Here is a 17,563-nt window from a genome sequence, read left to right on the forward strand (position 1 = left end):
CTGCCTCAGCGGCCCCTGTAGGAGCGGCCTTGTGTCGCGAAAGGGCTGCGCAGCGGCCCCGGATTCTCAGCTTCGCCGCCGAAATTGCCGGGCCCGCTACGCGGGCCTTTCGCGACACAAGGCCGCTCCTACACCGGCAGCGTTGCGACATTAAAAAAGGCCGCGCCCTGAACCAGAGCGCGGCCTTTTTGCATTCAGCTCAACGAGCCGGCAGATCAGTTACTCAGCACAACCCGCCCAGCTGCCACGGCGGCCTTGCGCTTGCGCTGCACCAGCAGGCCGGCAGCGACCACAGCCAGGCTCAGCAGCGCGGTGGCGATGATCTCGATGCGGTGGTCTGGACGAATCGCCATCACCACCAGCACGGCGACGATAAAGGCGATGGTCACCCAGGTCAGGCCCGGGAACAGCCACATCTTGAACTCGATCTTCTCGCCGCGTGCTTCACGCTGGCTGCGCATGCGCAGTTGCGACACGGCGATCACCAGGTACACCAGCAAGGCAATCGCGCCGGAGCTGGCCAGCAGGAACTCGAACACCTGCGCTGGCGCGACGAAGTTGGCAAATACGCAGAGGAACGCCGCAGCGGTCGACAGCAGCACTGCCCAGTGCGGCGTACCCGCCTTGGTGGTGCGCTGGGCAACGGCCGGCGCATCGCCACGCTTGCTCAGCGAGAACAGCATGCGCGAGGAGGTGTATAGCGCCGAGTTGAGGCAGCTGGTCACGGCGATCAGGACGACGATGTCGACGATCAGCTTGGCATTCGGCACGCCGATCATGCTCAGCACGGTCTGGTACGAACCGGTGGCCGCCAGGGCTGGGTCGTTCCACGGCACCAGGGCCACGACCAGGAAGATCGATACCAGGTAGAACAGGCAGATCCGCCAGATCACCGAGTTGGTGGCCTTGCTGATCTGTTTGCCCGGGTCTTTCGATTCGGCGGCGGCGATGGTGACGATTTCAGTACCCATGAACGAGAACATGGTGGTCAGCATGGCTGCCAGCACTGCGCCGAGGCCGTTGGGCATGAAGCCCTGGGTGTCGAACAGGTGGCTGACGCCGCTGACCTGGCTGCCCGGCACCATACCGAACATGGCCGCGCAACCGACCACGATGAAGCCGATGATCGCCAGCACCTTGAGCAGCGCGAACCAGAACTCGAATTCGCCGTAGTTCTTCACACTGAACAAGTTGGTAACGGTCAGCGCCAGAGTGATCAACAGCGAGAACGCCCACAGATCAACCGCCGGGAACCAGGCATTGAGGATCGCGGCCGCGGCGTTGGCTTCGAGCGGGATCACCAGCACCCAGAACCACCAGTACAGCCAGCCGATGGTGAAGCCGGCCCAGTGGCCGATCGAGCGATCAGCGTAAGTCGAGAACGAACCAGTGTCGGGCGAGGCGATCGCCATTTCGCCAAGCATACGCATCACCAGCACCACCAGGGTACCGGCTGCCGCGTAGGCCAACAGCACAGCAGGGCCGGCCGCCGCAATGGCGTGGCCGGAGCCAACGAACAGCCCCGCGCCGATCACACCGGCGATGGACAACATGGTGACGTGACGCGATTTGAGCCCCTGAGCGAGGTCATTGGAATTGTGCTTACCGCTCATAAAACTACCTTTGTAAGGAGGTGGACTACCTGAATGACTGGCCAGCGCACCCGGGATTTAGGTAGGCGTCGCTGCATTCTGGAAATCTCCTGTGGCAATTACCGCGCCATCTCTGTGCTTGGCTCATCAGCGCCAGGCCCGATATCAATCCCGGCGGGGCCTGCAGGGCATCTGGCCAAGGCTTGACCGAATGCACATCAAATCGGCTTGTGCCGAGCAGATTACTGAAATACCCACTTACAAATTCACCAAAGGTGCTCCTTGGTAACACCCGCGCACAAAATCGAAGCGCCCAGGTGCAACCGTCAGCGCAACCTCCATTCAAGCGAAAAAGAGGGCAGCAGCCATTACGGCTAAAAACGGCTTCCCAGTGCGGTACAAAACTGGCACCATCGCGCCTTTTTTCATCAAGGCTCTGGTGCTGGGCACAAGGCCGGCGGACATCCTCGCGACGTTGCACTGCAACGATGCGACAAACTGCCCCGCCAGCGACCTGAGCCCCTTGCGACCCCGTTGGCTGTCAATGAGCCGCTATGCTAGCGTGGCGCTCGCCAGGAAGGCCGCCAACAGCTGGGAACGCACCCGAACCGAAGAGGACCGCACATGGCCCAGGCCACGCCCGCGCTGGAAATCCGCAATCTGCACAAGCGCTATGGCACCCAGGAAATTCTCAAGGGCATTTCCCTGACCGCGCGCGATGGTGACGTGATCTCGATCCTCGGATCGTCCGGTTCCGGCAAGTCCACCCTGCTGCGTTGCATCAACCTGCTGGAAAACCCGCATCAAGGGCAGATCCTCCTGGCCGGTGAAGAGCTCAAGCTCAAGGCCGCCAAGAACGGCGACCTGATCCCGTCGGACAACCGCCAGATCAACCGCCTGCGCAGCGAAATCGGTTTCGTCTTCCAGAATTTCAACCTGTGGCCGCACATGTCGATCCTCGACAACATCATCGAGGCGCCGCGCCGCGTGCTTGGCCAGAGCAAGGCCGAAGCCACTGAACATGCCGAAGCGCTGCTGAACAAAGTCGGTATCTTCGACAAGCGCCACAGCTATCCCGCCCAGCTTTCCGGTGGCCAGCAACAGCGTGCTGCCATTGCCCGTACCCTGGCCATGAAGCCCAAGGTGATCCTGTTCGACGAGCCAACTTCGGCGCTCGATCCGGAAATGGTCCAGGAAGTGCTTAACGTTATCCGCGCATTGGCCGACGAAGGCCGTACCATGCTGCTGGTAACTCACGAGATGAACTTTGCCCGCCAGGTGTCCAGTGAAGTGGTTTTCCTGCACCAGGGCCTGGTTGAAGAGCAAGGAACGCCGCAGCAGGTCTTCGAAAACCCGAACTCGGCGCGTTGCAAGCAATTCATGTCCAGCCACCGCTAACGGAGCAATACATGCAGACCTACAAGAAGTTTCTCCTGGCCGCTGCCGCCACTTTGGTGTTCTCGGCCAATGCCCTGGCCGCAGACAAACTGCGCATGGGTATCGAAGCGGCCTACCCGCCGTTCAACAACAAGGATGCCAGCGGTAACGTGGTCGGCTTCGACAAAGACATCGGCGACGCCCTGTGCGCCAAGATGAAAGTCGACTGCTCGGTCGTCACCTCCGACTGGGACGGCATCATCCCCGCCCTGAACGCGAAGAAGTTCGACTTCCTGGTGTCGTCGCTGTCGATCACCGACGAGCGCAAGCAAGCGGTTGAATTCACCGACCCGTACTACTCGAACAAGCTGCAGTTCATCGCACCGAAGAACGTCGACTTCAAAACCGACAAGGCCTCGCTCAAAGGCAAGATCATCGGCACCCAGCGCGCGACCCTGGCCGGCACCTGGCTGGAAGACAACTACGGTAGCGACGTGCAGATCAAACTGTACGACACCCAGGAAAACGCCTACCTCGACCTGATCTCGGGCCGCGTCGACGCCATCCTCGCCGACAAATACGTGCAGTACGAGTGGCTCAAATCCAACGACGGCAAAGCCTATGAGTTCAAAGGCGAGCCGGTGATGGACAGCGACAAGATCGGCATTGCCGTGCGCAAGGGTGACGACAAGTTGCGCGACCAGCTCAACGCTGCCCTGAAAGAAATCAAAGCCGACGGTACGTACAAGAAGATCAACGACAAGTACTTCCCGTTCAGCATCGAATGATTCGCCCGACCGGCACGCCCTCGCGGCGTGTCGGTCCCTAGAACGCACCTAATCAATGAATATTGACCTGCACGGATTCGGTCCGGCCTTGATGGCTGGCACCCTGATGACGGTAAAACTGGCGCTCTGCGCCTTGCTGCTGGGGCTGATCCTGGGCCTGCTCGGCGCCCTTGCCAAGACTTCTGCCCTCAAGCCACTGCAATGGCTTGGCGGCTTCTATTCGACCCTGGTGCGCGGGATTCCCGAGCTGCTGTGGGTATTGCTGATCTATTTCGGCACCGTCGGCCTGGTCAACAGCCTCGGCGACGCCCTGAACATGCCCGGCCTTGAGCTGAGCGCATTTGCCGCCGGCGTGATCGCGCTGGGCCTGTGCTTTGGCGCCTACGCCACCGAAGTGTTCCGCGGCGCGATCCTGGCGATCCCCAAGGGCCACCGCGAAGCCGGGCTGGCCCTGGGCCTGTCCAAAGGCCGCATCCTCTCGCGGATCATCCTGCCGCAGATGTGGCGCATTGCCCTGCCGGGCCTGGGCAACCTGTTCATGATCCTGATGAAGGACACCGCGCTGGTGTCGGTGATCGGCCTTGAAGAAATCATGCGTCACTCGCAGATCGCCGTGACCGTGAGCAAGGAACCGTTCACCTTCTACATGGTTGCCGCGTGCATCTACCTGAGCCTGACCGTAGTGGCGATGGCCGGCATGTACTTCCTGGAAAAACGCGCCGCTCGCGGCTTCGTGAGGGCTGAATAATGAACTGGGAAGTCATCATCAAATGGCTGCCACGCCTGGCCCAGGGCGCGACCCTGACCCTGGAGCTGGTGGCCATCGCCGTGATCGCCGGCCTGATCCTGGCCATCCCGCTGGGCGTCGCCCGCGCCTCGCGCCACTGGTACGTGCGCGCCCTGCCCTACGGCTACATCTTCTTCTTCCGCGGCACGCCGCTACTGGTGCAGCTGTTTCTGGTGTATTACGGCCTCGCCCAGTTCGAAGCCGTGCGCAACAGTGTGCTGTGGCCGTACCTGCGCGATCCGTTCTGGTGCACCGTGCTGACCATGACCCTGCACACTGCCGCCTACATCGCCGAGATCCTGCGTGGCGCGCTGCAGGCCATCCCCAAGGGTGAAATCGAAGCAGCGCGGGCGCTGGGCATGTCCCGCGGCAAAACCCTGTTCTACATCATGCTGCCACGCGCCTCGCGCATCGGCCTGCCGGCCTACAGCAACGAAGTGATCCTGATGCTCAAGGCCAGCGCCCTGGCCAGCACCGTGACCCTGCTCGAACTCACCGGCATGGCCCGCACGATCATCGCCCGCACCTACCTGCCGGTGGAGATCTTCTTCGCGGCCGGTTTGTTCTACCTGGTCATCTCGTTCCTCCTGGTGCAGGGCTTCAAGCTGCTGGAACGCTGGTTGCGGGTGGACGCCTGCCAAGGGCGCTAAGGCGCCCATGGCCATCCTCGAAAGCGACCAGCTACACGCCCGCTTCCACGCCCTCGACCAGTTTCTGGTCGAGCATCAAGCGCTGTGGAAGCCCAGGCCCTTCACCGCCTTGCAGCTCGACTGGGAACAGCAGTACCCAGAACTGGCCAGTTGGCTGCGCCAGTGCACCCTCGAAGACGCCGAAGCCAACCTCGACCCAACCCTGCCACCCGCACCTTATCCACAGCTGGCCGCCCAGGCTCAGCAACTGACCGCCCTGGATGAGTTGCCCGACGCAGACTTATCGCCCGCCGGCCACCGCCTCGACGTCAACGTGCCCGGGCGCAAGTGGCAGCAGATCGAAGCCTTCAGCCGCCGCCTCGGCTTTCGCCAGCAGACCCAGCACTGGCTCGACTGGTGCGCCGGCAAAGGGCATCTCGGCCGCCGCCTGCTGCAGCCCGGCCAGCAACTGATCTGCCTCGAGTACAACCCCGAGCTGGTCGCTGCCGGCCAGGCCCTCAGCGACCACCACAAGCTGCCCGCCCAGCACCTGCAACAAGACGTCATGGCCGCCGACAGCGCCCGCTGCCTCGACCAAAGCAAAAGCGTGGTCGCCCTGCACGCCTGCGGCGATCTGCACGTGCGCCTGCTGCAGTTAGCCGCCAGCAAAGGCTGCCAACACATCGCGTTGGCGCCCTGCTGCTACAACCGTATCCAGGCCAGCGCCTATCAGGCCCTGTCCAGCCACGCCCGCGCCTCGACTCTGCAGCTCGACCTCGACGACCTCGGCCTGCCCCTGAGCGAAACCGTCACCGCCGGCGCCCGCGTCCGCCGCCAGCGCGACGCCTCGATGGCCCGCCGCCTAGGCTTCGATCTGCTACAACGCGAACAACGCCAGAACGACAGCTACCTGCCGACGCCATCGCTGCCGGTCAGCTGGCTGGACAAGACCTTCGCCGCGTACTGCCACGACCTCGCCTCGCTCAAGCAGCTGCCCCTCACCGGCAACCCCGACTGGGAGGCACTCGAAGCCGCCGGCTGGCAACGCCTCGCCCAGGTGCGCAACCTGGAGCGTGTACGCAACCTGTTCCGCCGCCCGCTGGAGTTATGGCTGGTGCTCGATCGAGCGCTGTACATGCACGAACAAGGCTACAACGTGCGCCTTGGGCTGTTCTGCGACTACGCCCTTACACCCCGAAATTTGCTACTTTTAGCCGAGCGCGGGCGATGAGCAACCTGTGGATAAGTCTGTGCACAAGCTTTTGATGAAATTGGTAGATTTGTGGATCCAACTGGCTATTTAGGGCCGTCTGCTTATTCGCTTAAACCTTCAAGCCCAGCAAAAACAGCACTTTGCGCAAAGACCGGCGGTTACGACCAACGGTATGCCCGCACGGCAATCCTGGCATGCCGCTTGTGCATAAGCATTTTCAGAATTGTCCGAAAGCGTGATGGCCACCCGCCTTCGCCCATGCCTACTGAGTTACAATTGCCCGCAACAAAGACTGTCACCGAACGGACTTCGACATCGTGATCCCGATCAAATCCACCGCCCTGCTCAGCTTCGCCCTCGCCGTAACCGGCTGCACCAACACCACCAGTCACGCCCCCGGCAAAGCCCTTGGCTGGGACACCCCCGCCATGCAACTCGGCGGCGACCGCGGCCTGCCGCTGCACGTCGCACAGCCCTGCCGCAAGCGCGGCTGCGACAACGACAAGCTGTTTTTCAACCCCGCCAAGGCCGAGCCAGGCATAAACACCATCCACCGCGGCTGGTAGGAGATTTCTCCTTTCAGGCCGGTGAGTTACGGGTTTTTGCATTGATTGCAAGGAAGTGGTTTACACGGCTGCTCGGATAGCTATAATGCGCCCCTGTGCCGGTATAGCTCAGATGGTAGAGCAACTGACTTGTAATCAGTAGGTCCCGGGTTCGATTCCTGGTGCCGGCACCATACACACACGAAAAACCCGCCTTCTGGCGGGTTTTTTCGTTTCTGGCATCAGCACACCGCCGCCCCTGTAGGAGCGGCCTTGTGTCGCGAAAGGCCGGCAAAGCGGACCCGGCAGTATCAGCGACAATGCTAAAACCGCAGAGCCGCTATGCGCCCCCTCCCCTACCGGCCCGCCCAGCCCGCCATGCCCCCTCCCCACATGAGATCCCCGCACTTCTCTCGTAGCGGTCCCAAGTTCACCTACTGAATCCAGCCCCATCGCGATCGGCGTAGGAGCGGCCTTGTGTCGCGAAAGGGCCGCAAAGCGGCCCCAGCAATCCCAACCCAAACCGCAGAGCACGCCAAATAGCATTAGCTCTAATGCCACGACTAGCGCATGCACATCATTTTGCAAGGCCCAATCTCAGCTGTCCTGAAGAACTGTCAGTGCAACCTCAGCCAACAAACCTGATCGGCTTTTGTGTTCTGGATGGCTTTCACAAAAGCATAGATCCGACTCAGCAAATGAGCCGGCAAGGTGACTTTGAGTTCTCCTGCTTGCCGGCGTAGCTGTTGATGCCGATAAATGCCGAAGTGCAACCGAGATAGTCTGAATTCTCGGCCTGCACAACTTGCTGGCGTTGGGAATCTCTTGTTGATCCTCAGCAAGCAGCTCAAGCGTCCCCTATAAGGGTCGCCCTCGATTGGCACGCCGGGATGGTGCCAACGTGTGCACCGGGCCATGCCAAAACATTGAGGACTCACTTAATTCCTTTGCTCGACACCAGGCTGATCGTTGAGCTGCACATCCATGACCTCACGCACCCCTGAAAGCCGTGACAAAGCGCGGCCCAATCGACGTGGAGCTCAGGATCAAGGACTACCTGCAGATCATCATGCGTGAAGCCAAACGGCTGCGACTGATTACGGCGAACCCGGCTCATGACCTCGATGGCTCTATCAAGACACCACGGGTAACTCACCGACCCGCACTACCCCTATCGCGGCTCCCAGAGCTATTGGCATGCATCGAGGACTACAGAGGTCGCCCACTCACGCGCCTCACGGTGATGCTGTCGTTGCATGTATTCGTACGCTCCAGTGAACTGCGCTTCGCCCGTTGGAATGAGTTCGACCTCAAGCGCGGAATCTGGGAAGTCCCCGACACCCGCCCGGCGCTGGACGGCGTGCCGTTTTCCACAAGGGGTCGAAGATGGCCGGGGACATCCACGTTGTACCCTTATCGCCGCAAGCAGTGGCTTTGCTTGAGCAGATCCACGCGATCACCGGCAAGTTCGAGCTGGTGTTCGCAGGGGATGCCAAGCCGTGGAAACCGATGTCCGAGAACACTGTGAATGCCGCGCTCAGGACGATGGGATACGACATCAAGGTGGATATCTGCGGCCACGGGTTCCGAGCCATGGCGTGCAGTGCGCTGGTTGAGTCCGGGCTGTGGTCGGAGACGGCTATCGAGCGACAGATGAGCCGAAAGGAACGCAACAACGTGCGCGCCGCTTATACCCACAAGGCCGAGTTCCTCGAAGAGCGCCGGATGATCATGACCTGGTGGAGCCGGTTTCTAGAGGCGAACCGCGAGGACCATGTAACACCGCACGAGTTTGCCAAGCAGACGGGCGAGAACGTCACGCGCGCCTGCGCAGTGCCAAGAGGACCGAGTAACCCCCCGCTTCAGACTCGCTGTGAAGTTACCCACAGCACCGCATGAGCTCCTCCGCGCGTGTCCATTGAAACGAGGCGGCAAAGCCGCCCCGTTTCAATGGACCTAATCTTATTAAAAGCCAATGGCACAGTTATCGTCAGTGGAAAACCACTGATGTCCACCGGGGGATAGTTTATCCACAGGCGCTAACCACCTGAAATCGCTTTGCTTGACGAATATTGTCCACAAGCGTAGACCGGTAGGTGCAAAGGCTGCCGAGGCAGCCGAATGTAGCCAGAAACCTGAAAGGTCACGCCGCAACCGCGGTGGTTCAACCCCCAAGTACGATTCGCGTCCGGTAGCTCGTACGGTCACTACCCATGTGATGGATGCCAACTAAACATCGTTGCCCCCACGGCAACCACCCTACCCGTCTGCCCTGCAGCAACCATTCCGCTTGGCCATTTCGTATGCGCCAACCTACGCCCGTCTCTTTCTCCGGAAAGAGACGGGCGCTCCTGACACTGCTGCAGCACTTATCGCAAATGGCTTTGCGGCATTTACCCTCGTGACAATCGGCGTGACAAACGCTGATGTCACCAGCAACAGCAACAACAACAACAACAACAACAACAACAACAGCAACAGCAACAGCAACAGCAACAGCAACAGCAACAGCAACAGCAACAGCGATAGCGATGTAGATGTAGATGTAGATGTAGATGTAGATGATGGTGCCGCAAATCAGGGAATGGACTGCACCTGACAGACAGTCAGGCATGCCCCGGTCATCGCATTGCTGCGTTCACCCGGCTCAGGCTCTTCAGGCGCTGGTATCGTCAGCCAGCGCTGCCTCCACCCGCCCACCGGTAACGGTGTTTAGGAGGCCAGATCATGAGGTGCCCTTGCTCCCGGATGTAAGGAGCCGCCAGTCCCGCGTAGAGGACATTCCCCACAGGTCGCAGGGGCCTTGATCCCTGATAACACTCAGCATTCTTGGCGGGATGACGTGGGGCGAGGATCGGAGATCGAAAGATGAGGTGAGCGACATGGGACTTGTGGGTAAAGCCGTGAGGCTAACGACTTAGGCAGGATTAACATTCAGGGCGGCACCAAAGGTGCTCGCACCGGAGCGTCAGCGCCACGTTGGATCGCACTGAACGACCATGTTGAAGGTGCGCTCGAGCTGGCGAGTCAGGTGTCGCCTGCGGGCAGCCGCAACCTGATTGCTCCACACAAAAGCTACACAAATCTTCTGCAAGAGATCATCCGCCCTGCATGGGACATCCTGCATATACATAACCTCAAGGCTTCCATGAGCTACGAGCGGCGTACGCATGTGAGCACTATGAGCGAATCACCCTGCACCGCGCACCTATCAACGGCGGCCAATGTTGCCAGGTAGATATGAAGCTTGATCGTACGGACCGAAGGCAGGTCAGTTGTGAACTGGAGCACGGTCGGATCGGTGTAGTCACGGCCTATATTGGTGGGCTGGCATGAATAAGAAATTGCACATGGAAATACTCTTGTCCGGGGTGCTGACCGGCTCGTACGCAACCCTGCAACGTCATGTATGACAAGCGAAAATCATTCAGACTGAAATCGAAAAGCGGTGGGAATGGAGAAACCCCTTGGGCTTGGTAGAGGAAGCATATGGCGTGGTTTCTCCAACATGGCTTAGACCTGCGCTGCGAGGCGACCAGATATTATTACTTGCTGACTGTACGATTGCTTGCCCGTCGATTAGAAAAGCCATGGTTATTTATTTGATAACGAGAGTGTGGACACTGCTTAAAAAACGAAAAAACACTGCACCTTATCAACGCCAGCCATGTACGACTTAATGACTGGGTATTTTTGCAACTTTAAATTAGTGTAGCACCCATTTAAATATGAGCCACTCGACCATACAGAAGCAACAGCATCCACTAACAGTTAAATAATATATAGGCCCCAAGCAACTACATAATAACCTCAGCGTTAAACCTGCACCCACGAACTCACATGGGCTTATTACAATTTTTTGATGGCTGCTCATATTATCTCACGCCTAGCGCGTAAGACTTACAATCCTGAAACGCACATCAATAAATTGTTAAGCCTCATAGACATCGCCCGAGGCAATGTGCCACTATTGACTTCCACGCCACTATAAGGAACATAACATGCAGGTCGAAGCTTCCCGCTTAGCGCACCCTGATCCACGTCTCTACGGAACCGACAATAGTTATATACTATTTTACGACGAAACAAACAATGTCAGAAAATTGCGATTACGCGAGAACGGCTTAAATATAAAAAAATGTGACAGCTTTGTACTTGGCGGTATAGCTCTAACCCCTGAGCACGACGAGCTTCCATGTATATCCGGATTGAGATCCACTCTCAAAATACCAAGCAATGCGCCAGAAATAAAACTTGAACTTATTGCCAAAGGAGATTTTGAGAAAATTTTAGCATCACCAAAAATCACAAAGTTTCTCACTTGGCTTATAGAACACAAAATCCACATACACTACACCAACCTAAATATTTTAAATTGGTCGATTCTCGATATAGTCGAGTCTATCAGCGCCGAAGAGAATTATTTGCACATTCAAGAGTATCATTTGGAGTTGAAAAATGAGCTTTATAGAGTAGCCAGCGCAAATCTATCCAAATTTTTGAGCATGCTTAGATCACACCAGTATCCTGATTTAAGAGAAGATAACACAAGAAAATTTCTTGAAGACACTTACAACTTCGTAGTTCAATATGGCCCAGCAACCAAAAACCCCGCAACTGTAGAACTTGAGAAAATTTTATTAAGTGCAAGTAAAGAAATCACAAAGCTTGCTTTTCTGCATAGCGACAAAGCCCATGAGTTAATCGATGGGTTTCAAGGATTTTTCCTTAACCGAATAGCATCATTCCCCAACGCAACTCACTTTTTTGATGAAGAAAAAACCATCCAAGAGGCCATCTCCAATTTCGAAGTAATTAACAATGACAGTTTAGTACATTACCATTTTGTAGAATCTGTACAGACACCAGGGGTTCAGTTATCTGATGTCATCGTAGGCTTTCTTGGTAAGTATTTCACATTTATCGAAGACACTTCACCCCAAAAATTAATTGATTTAAAAGGGCGGCTTAGCAGCGCTCAAAGGCAAAATATTAAGCTTTTACGGACACTGATCGCACGATCAGACAAAATTAGCAATCATTTCATACATAGGATTACAACGATAGATAGCAATCTCAAGAGTGACTATTTCTTGTTTGACAAAAAACTGCCGAAATATGTTGTTAGATCTTAACTTTTTCTGAAAATCTCGAGGTGACACTTATGGGTCAGAATAGCCAGGCACGGCGCCAAGCCAAAATAAACAAAGCAAACAATGCAAAGAAAAGAAATCAGGCCAGACTCAATCATCTATCCACCATAACACCACAGTTATTTTTGGATGAATCCGGACACACTGGCCATAATCTTACAGATCTAGATCAGCCTATATTCACGTTAGCGGGAACAGTACACTCTGCTGCTGAAGCAGAAAAGCTTCTTAAGCTATTAAACTGCAAATCTCCGATTGAAGCTCATTTCAAAAAGCTAAAGAAAACAAAGTCTGGCAGAGAGGGCATTGCGAAATTTGTAAATAGCCCGCTCATAAACTTCGACTGTGTGAAAGTTGACTTAGTAAATAAAGATTATTTTATCACTGGGAAAATTGTCGACTTACTTATTGAAACCATGCTGCATGCTAGAGGTGTTGATCTATACATCAATGGTCAAAATATTGCTTTGGCCAACATGCTGCACTACTGCATGCCTCAATTCTGTGGCCAGGAAAATGTGGTGCAAATGCAGCAAGCTTTTGTTTTGATGATCCGCGATCAGACGGAGGCACGGATCACACAATTTTATGACATGCTTGAACGTATGAAACGACTCTGCTCATATACTGAATTTCATAAATCTCTCGATCTTATATTAGACACAAGGGATGAAATATCTGACATACTCACGGGAATAGATAAATCAGCGCTTGACCCTTCAATTCCTGCATTTTTCAGCCAATGCGTATTATGGGGGGATATTTATAAAAAAGGGTTTCACATAATACACGACGACTCTAAGTCTATAGAGAGGCAGCGTGAAAGCCTAAATTTATTTATGGATCTTAGGAAAAAAACCATTGAGATCGGTTACGATCGACGCAAATTCAAATTACCCATTAAAGGCCTAAGTTTTAATTTCGCAGGTTCTCATGAGCACGCCCAAATACAGGTGGCCGACATAATATCTAGCGCTACATCTTACTGGGCCGGATGTAAAGCAAAAGGTCAAGTCAATGATGAACTTTACGATATTCTAGATAATTCAAATATCCCAAAACTTGTTTCTAAGAATAGTATCTGGCCATCCACCAACATATCACCGACCGAGTTAAAGACAGTTTATTCTGGCGGATTAAACCCTGCCAATTCAACAGCAAACTTTCTTATTAGCGACAATTTAACTTAGTGCGCGATGAAAACCTGGCCAAATCTTGTAAGATTTGGCCTTCTACATCTAGAGCGCGCGATAATAGTCAAGCAGACCACTACACTCCTCAAGTCCCCTTAGCAAAGCTCCAGTTTTCCCAATCTCTTTTCTGAGTTTAATTAAGTGAGCCTTTTTGTGTAAATCTCCGTCCAGTCTAGGCATTGTATTGTGATAAAATCGAAGCAGTTGATATTCTCCAATGTGCGTCATTAGGAGATGCTTATCGATGGCTTTAGCTACCATCCAGACAGTTTTCTTGTATTTGATAGACCGCTCAATGGAGACCGACTCCATTGGCAATATGTTCTTTACACTATGCTCCCTAGAGCTTTCTATATCTCTACCAAACGCATGCCCTATATTATTTCTCACACGCCTCATTTCATCTAACAACCCTATGTTCTTCTGCAGCACCTCAGGAGTTTTCCCGAATATTCGCTCATAGGCCTTAACCCTTGCACTCCAATCACCTTTAGTGCAAGAGACTACTTCCTTATCTGAATCAAATCCTATTTTTCTTCCAAATTTTACACCATGCATACCATCGACTTTCCTGGATGAAGCAAACAGCAGTCCAGGATCAGACTCTAGCGCAAGCTTAATTACTGAAGCCATATATGTCTCTAGATTTGCGGAGACCGCCATAACGCCATTCAATACCGTCCACTTCTCAAGTTGATTATATGCGGACGACCAATCACGCAAATCTTTGTATAAGTTATCTCTATCAACGCCATCGCAATTCAGGTGCAGTTCGACATCATCTTTCCAGTCAGCGCCACTACTCCCAAGCTTACTGAAAACATATTTTTTTGATGTTATTTGCGCCCAAAACATCCTCTCATATTCTTTCGTATACTTTTTGAAAACCTGGAACGGCCAAGTAGTAGCTTCCCGACTGTGCCAACGATCAAATTTAGCCTCACTCCTACGTATAGCTTTTTCCATGATGCACTCTGCTGCTGCTCGCACTAATACTTCAGACAATTTAACAAGAGCTCATCTAAAACGCAACAGATAGGAGTTAAACTCAAACGCAAAATTGCTTATACAGTTTTAAAAATTATCACGAAGACCACATCCCGACTTGTTTCTCGCACAAACATCAAGACACTTTTGTTCTCCATATCAAGCTCAGCATTTGTTATACTTTTAATTAACAATCCATCTAAATCCTAAGCAGGTCGTGGCCGCAACACCATTACTTTATGATTTAAAATTCACCTGCACTATCTGAAGCGCCGCACATCTATCCTATAATCACTAGGAGGCATCATTATCACCAGGACAGATTGCCTTAGTGAGGCTGCTTACATTTTGGAGAAATGCGCAAGTCCCAAAGGATAGTTTTAGAGATAGCAATTTTTATGCATCAACATTTATTCTATATAAAACAGATATTTATGATTTTTTTTGACTCCTGGTGCCGCACCATATAAATGAAGGGCTTGCAGCGATGCAGGCCCTTTTTTTGCTCCCGACGTAACAAGCGCACGGCGGGTGGCGTGGATGCGATGAGGATTGATGCCTTGAGCAACCCATACGGCGACGCAAAGCCTGGCGAGTTTCTGCCTGGGCTGATTCCTTCCACCGGCGATCCATGCGCAGCTGCGTAAGCGCCTAATCGGAGATCGCCGTGGCTGATAGCCCGGTCAATTGCCTCATTGCCCAAGCGAGGGCCGAGAGCCTGGTCGAAGCACCCGAGCTGCTTAAAGCGCGCGTCGAACGTAGCGGAGATCGTCGCTGGCTTGCCGATGGAGAAGCAACCACTGCCGAGGCTCCACGACGCAAAGCTATCGGGCATGGCTACATTGGGTTTCGTACTCAGCGGGTTCGAAGTGATAGACGGGTGCGCCTACGCAATCCTGGTGGTGTAGGTTGGAATGAAAACAGGGGCCGAGGCCCCTGTTTTTTTAGCTGCTAAAATTCCTGAATTACCCGGAACAAGCGAACCGACCAGTAGGCGGCTTGCAGTGCTCGGATCACTTCTTCAGGCAAATAGCGTTGGACGAATCTTATCATTGTCCGATGTTCCTATTGCTATATGGAAGTACCCGTCAAGCATACCTTGACGGGGCCACCACTCCATTTTTGCGAAGCCCATAACAGTGTCGCTTCCGACAATCATTGCGGTGAACATTCCTGTGACCTGTATCTCTGGCAAGTTGTTGTCAACTTAATCAAGTTGACAACAACTCTGTTGAGATTTCGGTATACCGAAAGCGTATTCCATAGGATCGTGGTGTCGACGCGTGTTGACGGCTCTGCCAGGTAGCAATAGGCTTTGAATTCTGACGTTGCAAAGCTGTACCTGCTGGAGTGGCGGCACCGATGCTACCACGCAATTTCCGAATAGGACCATTGCAAAGAATCACTCTGAGGCCCGCCGTTGCGCGGGCCTCAGCGTTTCTGACGTTTCGCTTACAACCTAGGTTGCTGTGTTTTTTTGGGTTTCGCTAGAGGTTTCGCGGGTTTCCAGCGATCGATATAGCAACCTGCAATTATGCACACGCCAGAAAAAATCAGACGAACGGTATCTGCATTTTTAAGCTGCCTTAACTTAACTTTCTAGACCGTTCCTCAAGAGGGCCTTGAAAGGGCTTGAAAAGAGTCCTTAGTTTTTACAGCAATACCTGTCAACTCGACGTGGACAGGTATTACTTCAACACCCCCACCCCACCGAAGAGTCACCGGCATGCATTGAGGGGCAGTTCCGCAAAGCGGTCTAGTTAACAGAATATATTCTGATCGTAGGTTAATCACATCGTGAAGCTATGACGTAATCGGCTTAAGTTTCTTTGATAGAAACAAGATAGAGCTAGCCGTCTTGCTGAACGCCGCCGAATTAGTCGGTACGGGCGTAGGCCCATGAACGTGCCCCGCAAGCTGCGTGTTCATCGCTTGCACCAGGTCAAGCAGATCACACAGCACTTGGAGCACATTCACCCCTCCGACCCCAACCACGTCTTCGGCGCCTGCAGGCGCTGAGTCTTGCCCACCACACTGGTACGCAAACGCTCGATCCTCTCCTGCATGTCGCCGCCGATGGTCGCATTCAGCTTCTGCCCCACCACCAGGTTGAGGTCGCGGCCGGTGGCCTGGTGCAGATTATCGACTGAGGCCAGGCTGGCTGACCCGCCCGACAGCAGCTTAAGCGCGCCCAGCGCCTCAATCTTCTTCACCCCGCCCACTGACTCGGTCGAGTGGTCATCGATGTTTCTGGTGTGGCTTTGGAAGCGCTCGGTGTTATCCAGGGCTTCAACTTCGCGCTCGATCGCTTTGTCCATGATCTTGCCGTCCGTCTGCCGCAGCCAGTTGCCGTCCGCATTGACGCGCTGCTGGCAGGCTTCACTGTGCTGCCAGACCTGGTCGCCCTTGGGCACCCGAGGAAGGCTCAGACCGTGCGGCAGGATCTGTTGGATGAACGGCTTGTGCGGCAGGCCGTAGGCGAAGCTGACAACCACCGTGGTGCCTTCCTCGGGGAAGCCGAACATTCCGGCCTCCTGCCCGCCCATGGGCGCCGGCAGCGGCAGTCCCTGCGGCACTGGCAAATCCGGATCGGGCTCACCGTCCGGGGTGAGCACCTGGGCATCAACTCCGAATCGCGGCCTGAAGTCGTCGCACAGCCCGGGCGCCGCCGGCGCATCCGGTACCGCGACCACACGGCCAGAGCGCGGCAGGTGATAGCCGCCGATGAGTTCGGGAAACTGGCGCTCTACTGAGCGGCGGATTGCGTCTTCCATCGTATGGCCATCTGCGAGTCAACAAGGGTCACCGAGGTGTTCCGCTCGTTTTGGTTGATCGTTGCGCCTGGTCGCAGTCCTGGAAGAACAGCGACCATGGCGCTCTGGTTGCCGCTGTAGCCGTCGAACAGCTCGATCGGCAGCTGGGTCGGGGCGCGGATACCCCAAAAACTATGGGCCCAACTGCCCACGAACACCTCACCGTCACCCTGCTGCTGTTAGATGAAGTCGGGGATGTTGAAAACCCGGGCCAGGCTGTCGAGTGCTTGGTAGCCGGCAGCCAGGCTGTAGAAGAACGGCGCCTTGACCCGGGTGTAGGGTTGGTCCGGTACGCGGAACTGCAGCCCGGTCCTAGTGCTGATCTCCTCGAGCACCTGGTGCAGATCAACATGGCGAAGGTTCATTGGTAGCGGCATCGCCAGCACGCTGGTCAGCTCGCGGCAGAACAGCGCCTGTTGCTGGCTGTTGGCAGCGCTGCTTTGGCTTTTAAAATGCCGCAGTAAGTAAGCGTACCCCCGTAAGCCT

At 54.9% G+C, this 17,563-nt stretch carries 11 protein-coding genes, 1 tRNA gene and 4 pseudogenes; 12 read left to right on the top strand and 4 right to left on the bottom strand.

Features of this window, described 5'->3' with window-relative positions; genetic code table 11:
- Window positions 1–215: 215 nt before the first annotated feature.
- Entirely contained in the window at window positions 216–1,613 is a 1,398-nt protein-coding gene (gene gabP, locus CXQ80_RS22315) for a GABA permease (protein ID WP_101322509.1), read from the bottom strand.
- A 603-nt stretch (window positions 1,614–2,216) separates the two neighbouring features.
- Between gabP and CXQ80_RS22320 the strand changes: the two genes are divergently transcribed.
- From CXQ80_RS22320 to CXQ80_RS22375, 12 genes and pseudogenes are all read left to right on the top strand, one after another.
- The gene (locus tag CXQ80_RS22320) at window positions 2,217–2,990 is read left to right on the top strand and encodes an ABC transporter ATP-binding protein (RefSeq protein ID WP_101322510.1); all 774 of its coding nucleotides are present in this window, start codon (window positions 2,217–2,219) and stop codon (window positions 2,988–2,990) included.
- 11 nt (window positions 2,991–3,001) lie between these two features.
- Complete coding sequence (locus tag CXQ80_RS22325; protein ID WP_101322511.1) at window positions 3,002–3,757, top strand: ABC transporter substrate-binding protein; 756 nt, start codon at window positions 3,002–3,004, stop codon at window positions 3,755–3,757.
- A 55-nt stretch (window positions 3,758–3,812) separates the two neighbouring features.
- The gene (locus CXQ80_RS22330; RefSeq protein ID WP_101322512.1) at window positions 3,813–4,505 is read left to right on the top strand and encodes an ABC transporter permease; all 693 of its coding nucleotides are present in this window, start codon (window positions 3,813–3,815) and stop codon (window positions 4,503–4,505) included.
- Entirely contained in the window at window positions 4,505–5,194 is a 690-nt protein-coding gene (locus CXQ80_RS22335; RefSeq protein ID WP_101322513.1) for an ABC transporter permease, read from the top strand. Before CXQ80_RS22330 ends, CXQ80_RS22335 begins: the two co-directional genes overlap by 1 nt.
- 7 nt (window positions 5,195–5,201) lie before the next feature.
- Window positions 5,202–6,404 carry a methyltransferase gene (locus tag CXQ80_RS22340; protein ID WP_101322514.1) on the top strand — a complete coding sequence of 401 codons (1,203 nt, stop codon included), beginning with the start codon at window positions 5,202–5,204 and terminating at the stop codon, window positions 6,402–6,404.
- 299 nt (window positions 6,405–6,703) lie between these two features.
- Window positions 6,704–6,952, top strand: coding sequence for a hypothetical protein (locus tag CXQ80_RS22345; RefSeq protein WP_371918887.1), 249 nt, complete (start codon window positions 6,704–6,706; stop codon window positions 6,950–6,952).
- 97 nt (window positions 6,953–7,049) lie between these two features.
- Window positions 7,050–7,125, top strand: a tRNA-Thr gene (locus tag CXQ80_RS22350).
- 672 nt (window positions 7,126–7,797) lie between these two features.
- A pseudogene (locus tag CXQ80_RS22355) lies at window positions 7,798–8,830 on the top strand (tyrosine-type recombinase/integrase); the annotation flags it as partial.
- Between the two features lie 391 nt (window positions 8,831–9,221).
- Complete coding sequence (locus tag CXQ80_RS24875; protein WP_178080800.1) at window positions 9,222–9,530, top strand: hypothetical protein; 309 nt, start codon at window positions 9,222–9,224, stop codon at window positions 9,528–9,530.
- A 303-nt stretch (window positions 9,531–9,833) separates the two neighbouring features.
- Window positions 9,834–10,267 (top strand): annotated as a pseudogene (locus CXQ80_RS25090) (integrase); the annotation flags it as partial.
- A 665-nt stretch (window positions 10,268–10,932) separates the two neighbouring features.
- Entirely contained in the window at window positions 10,933–12,066 is a 1,134-nt protein-coding gene (locus CXQ80_RS24775; RefSeq protein WP_157831769.1) for a DUF3800 domain-containing protein, read from the top strand.
- Between the two features lie 29 nt (window positions 12,067–12,095).
- Complete coding sequence (locus CXQ80_RS22375) at window positions 12,096–13,274, top strand: DUF3800 domain-containing protein (protein WP_101322515.1); 1,179 nt, start codon at window positions 12,096–12,098, stop codon at window positions 13,272–13,274.
- A gap of 48 nt (window positions 13,275–13,322) precedes the next feature.
- Here the strand turns inward: CXQ80_RS22375 and CXQ80_RS22380 are convergent, their stop codons facing one another.
- The 3 genes and pseudogenes from CXQ80_RS22380 to CXQ80_RS22395 form a co-directional block, all read right to left on the bottom strand.
- Window positions 13,323–14,243 (bottom strand): hypothetical protein, encoded by a 921-nt coding sequence (locus tag CXQ80_RS22380; RefSeq protein ID WP_101322516.1) that lies wholly within the window; start codon window positions 14,241–14,243, stop codon window positions 13,323–13,325.
- 1,824 nt (window positions 14,244–16,067) lie between these two features.
- Window positions 16,068–17,038, bottom strand: a pseudogene (locus CXQ80_RS22390) (hypothetical protein).
- Window positions 17,011–17,547 (bottom strand): annotated as a pseudogene (locus CXQ80_RS22395) (hypothetical protein); the annotation flags it as partial. The pseudogenes CXQ80_RS22390 and CXQ80_RS22395, both read right to left, overlap by 28 nt.
- Between the last annotated feature and the right edge of the window lie 16 nt (window positions 17,548–17,563).

It is taken from the genome of Pseudomonas sp. 02C 26 (assembly GCF_002843585.1).
GTDB lineage: Bacteria > Pseudomonadota > Gammaproteobacteria > Pseudomonadales > Pseudomonadaceae > Aquipseudomonas > Aquipseudomonas shirazensis.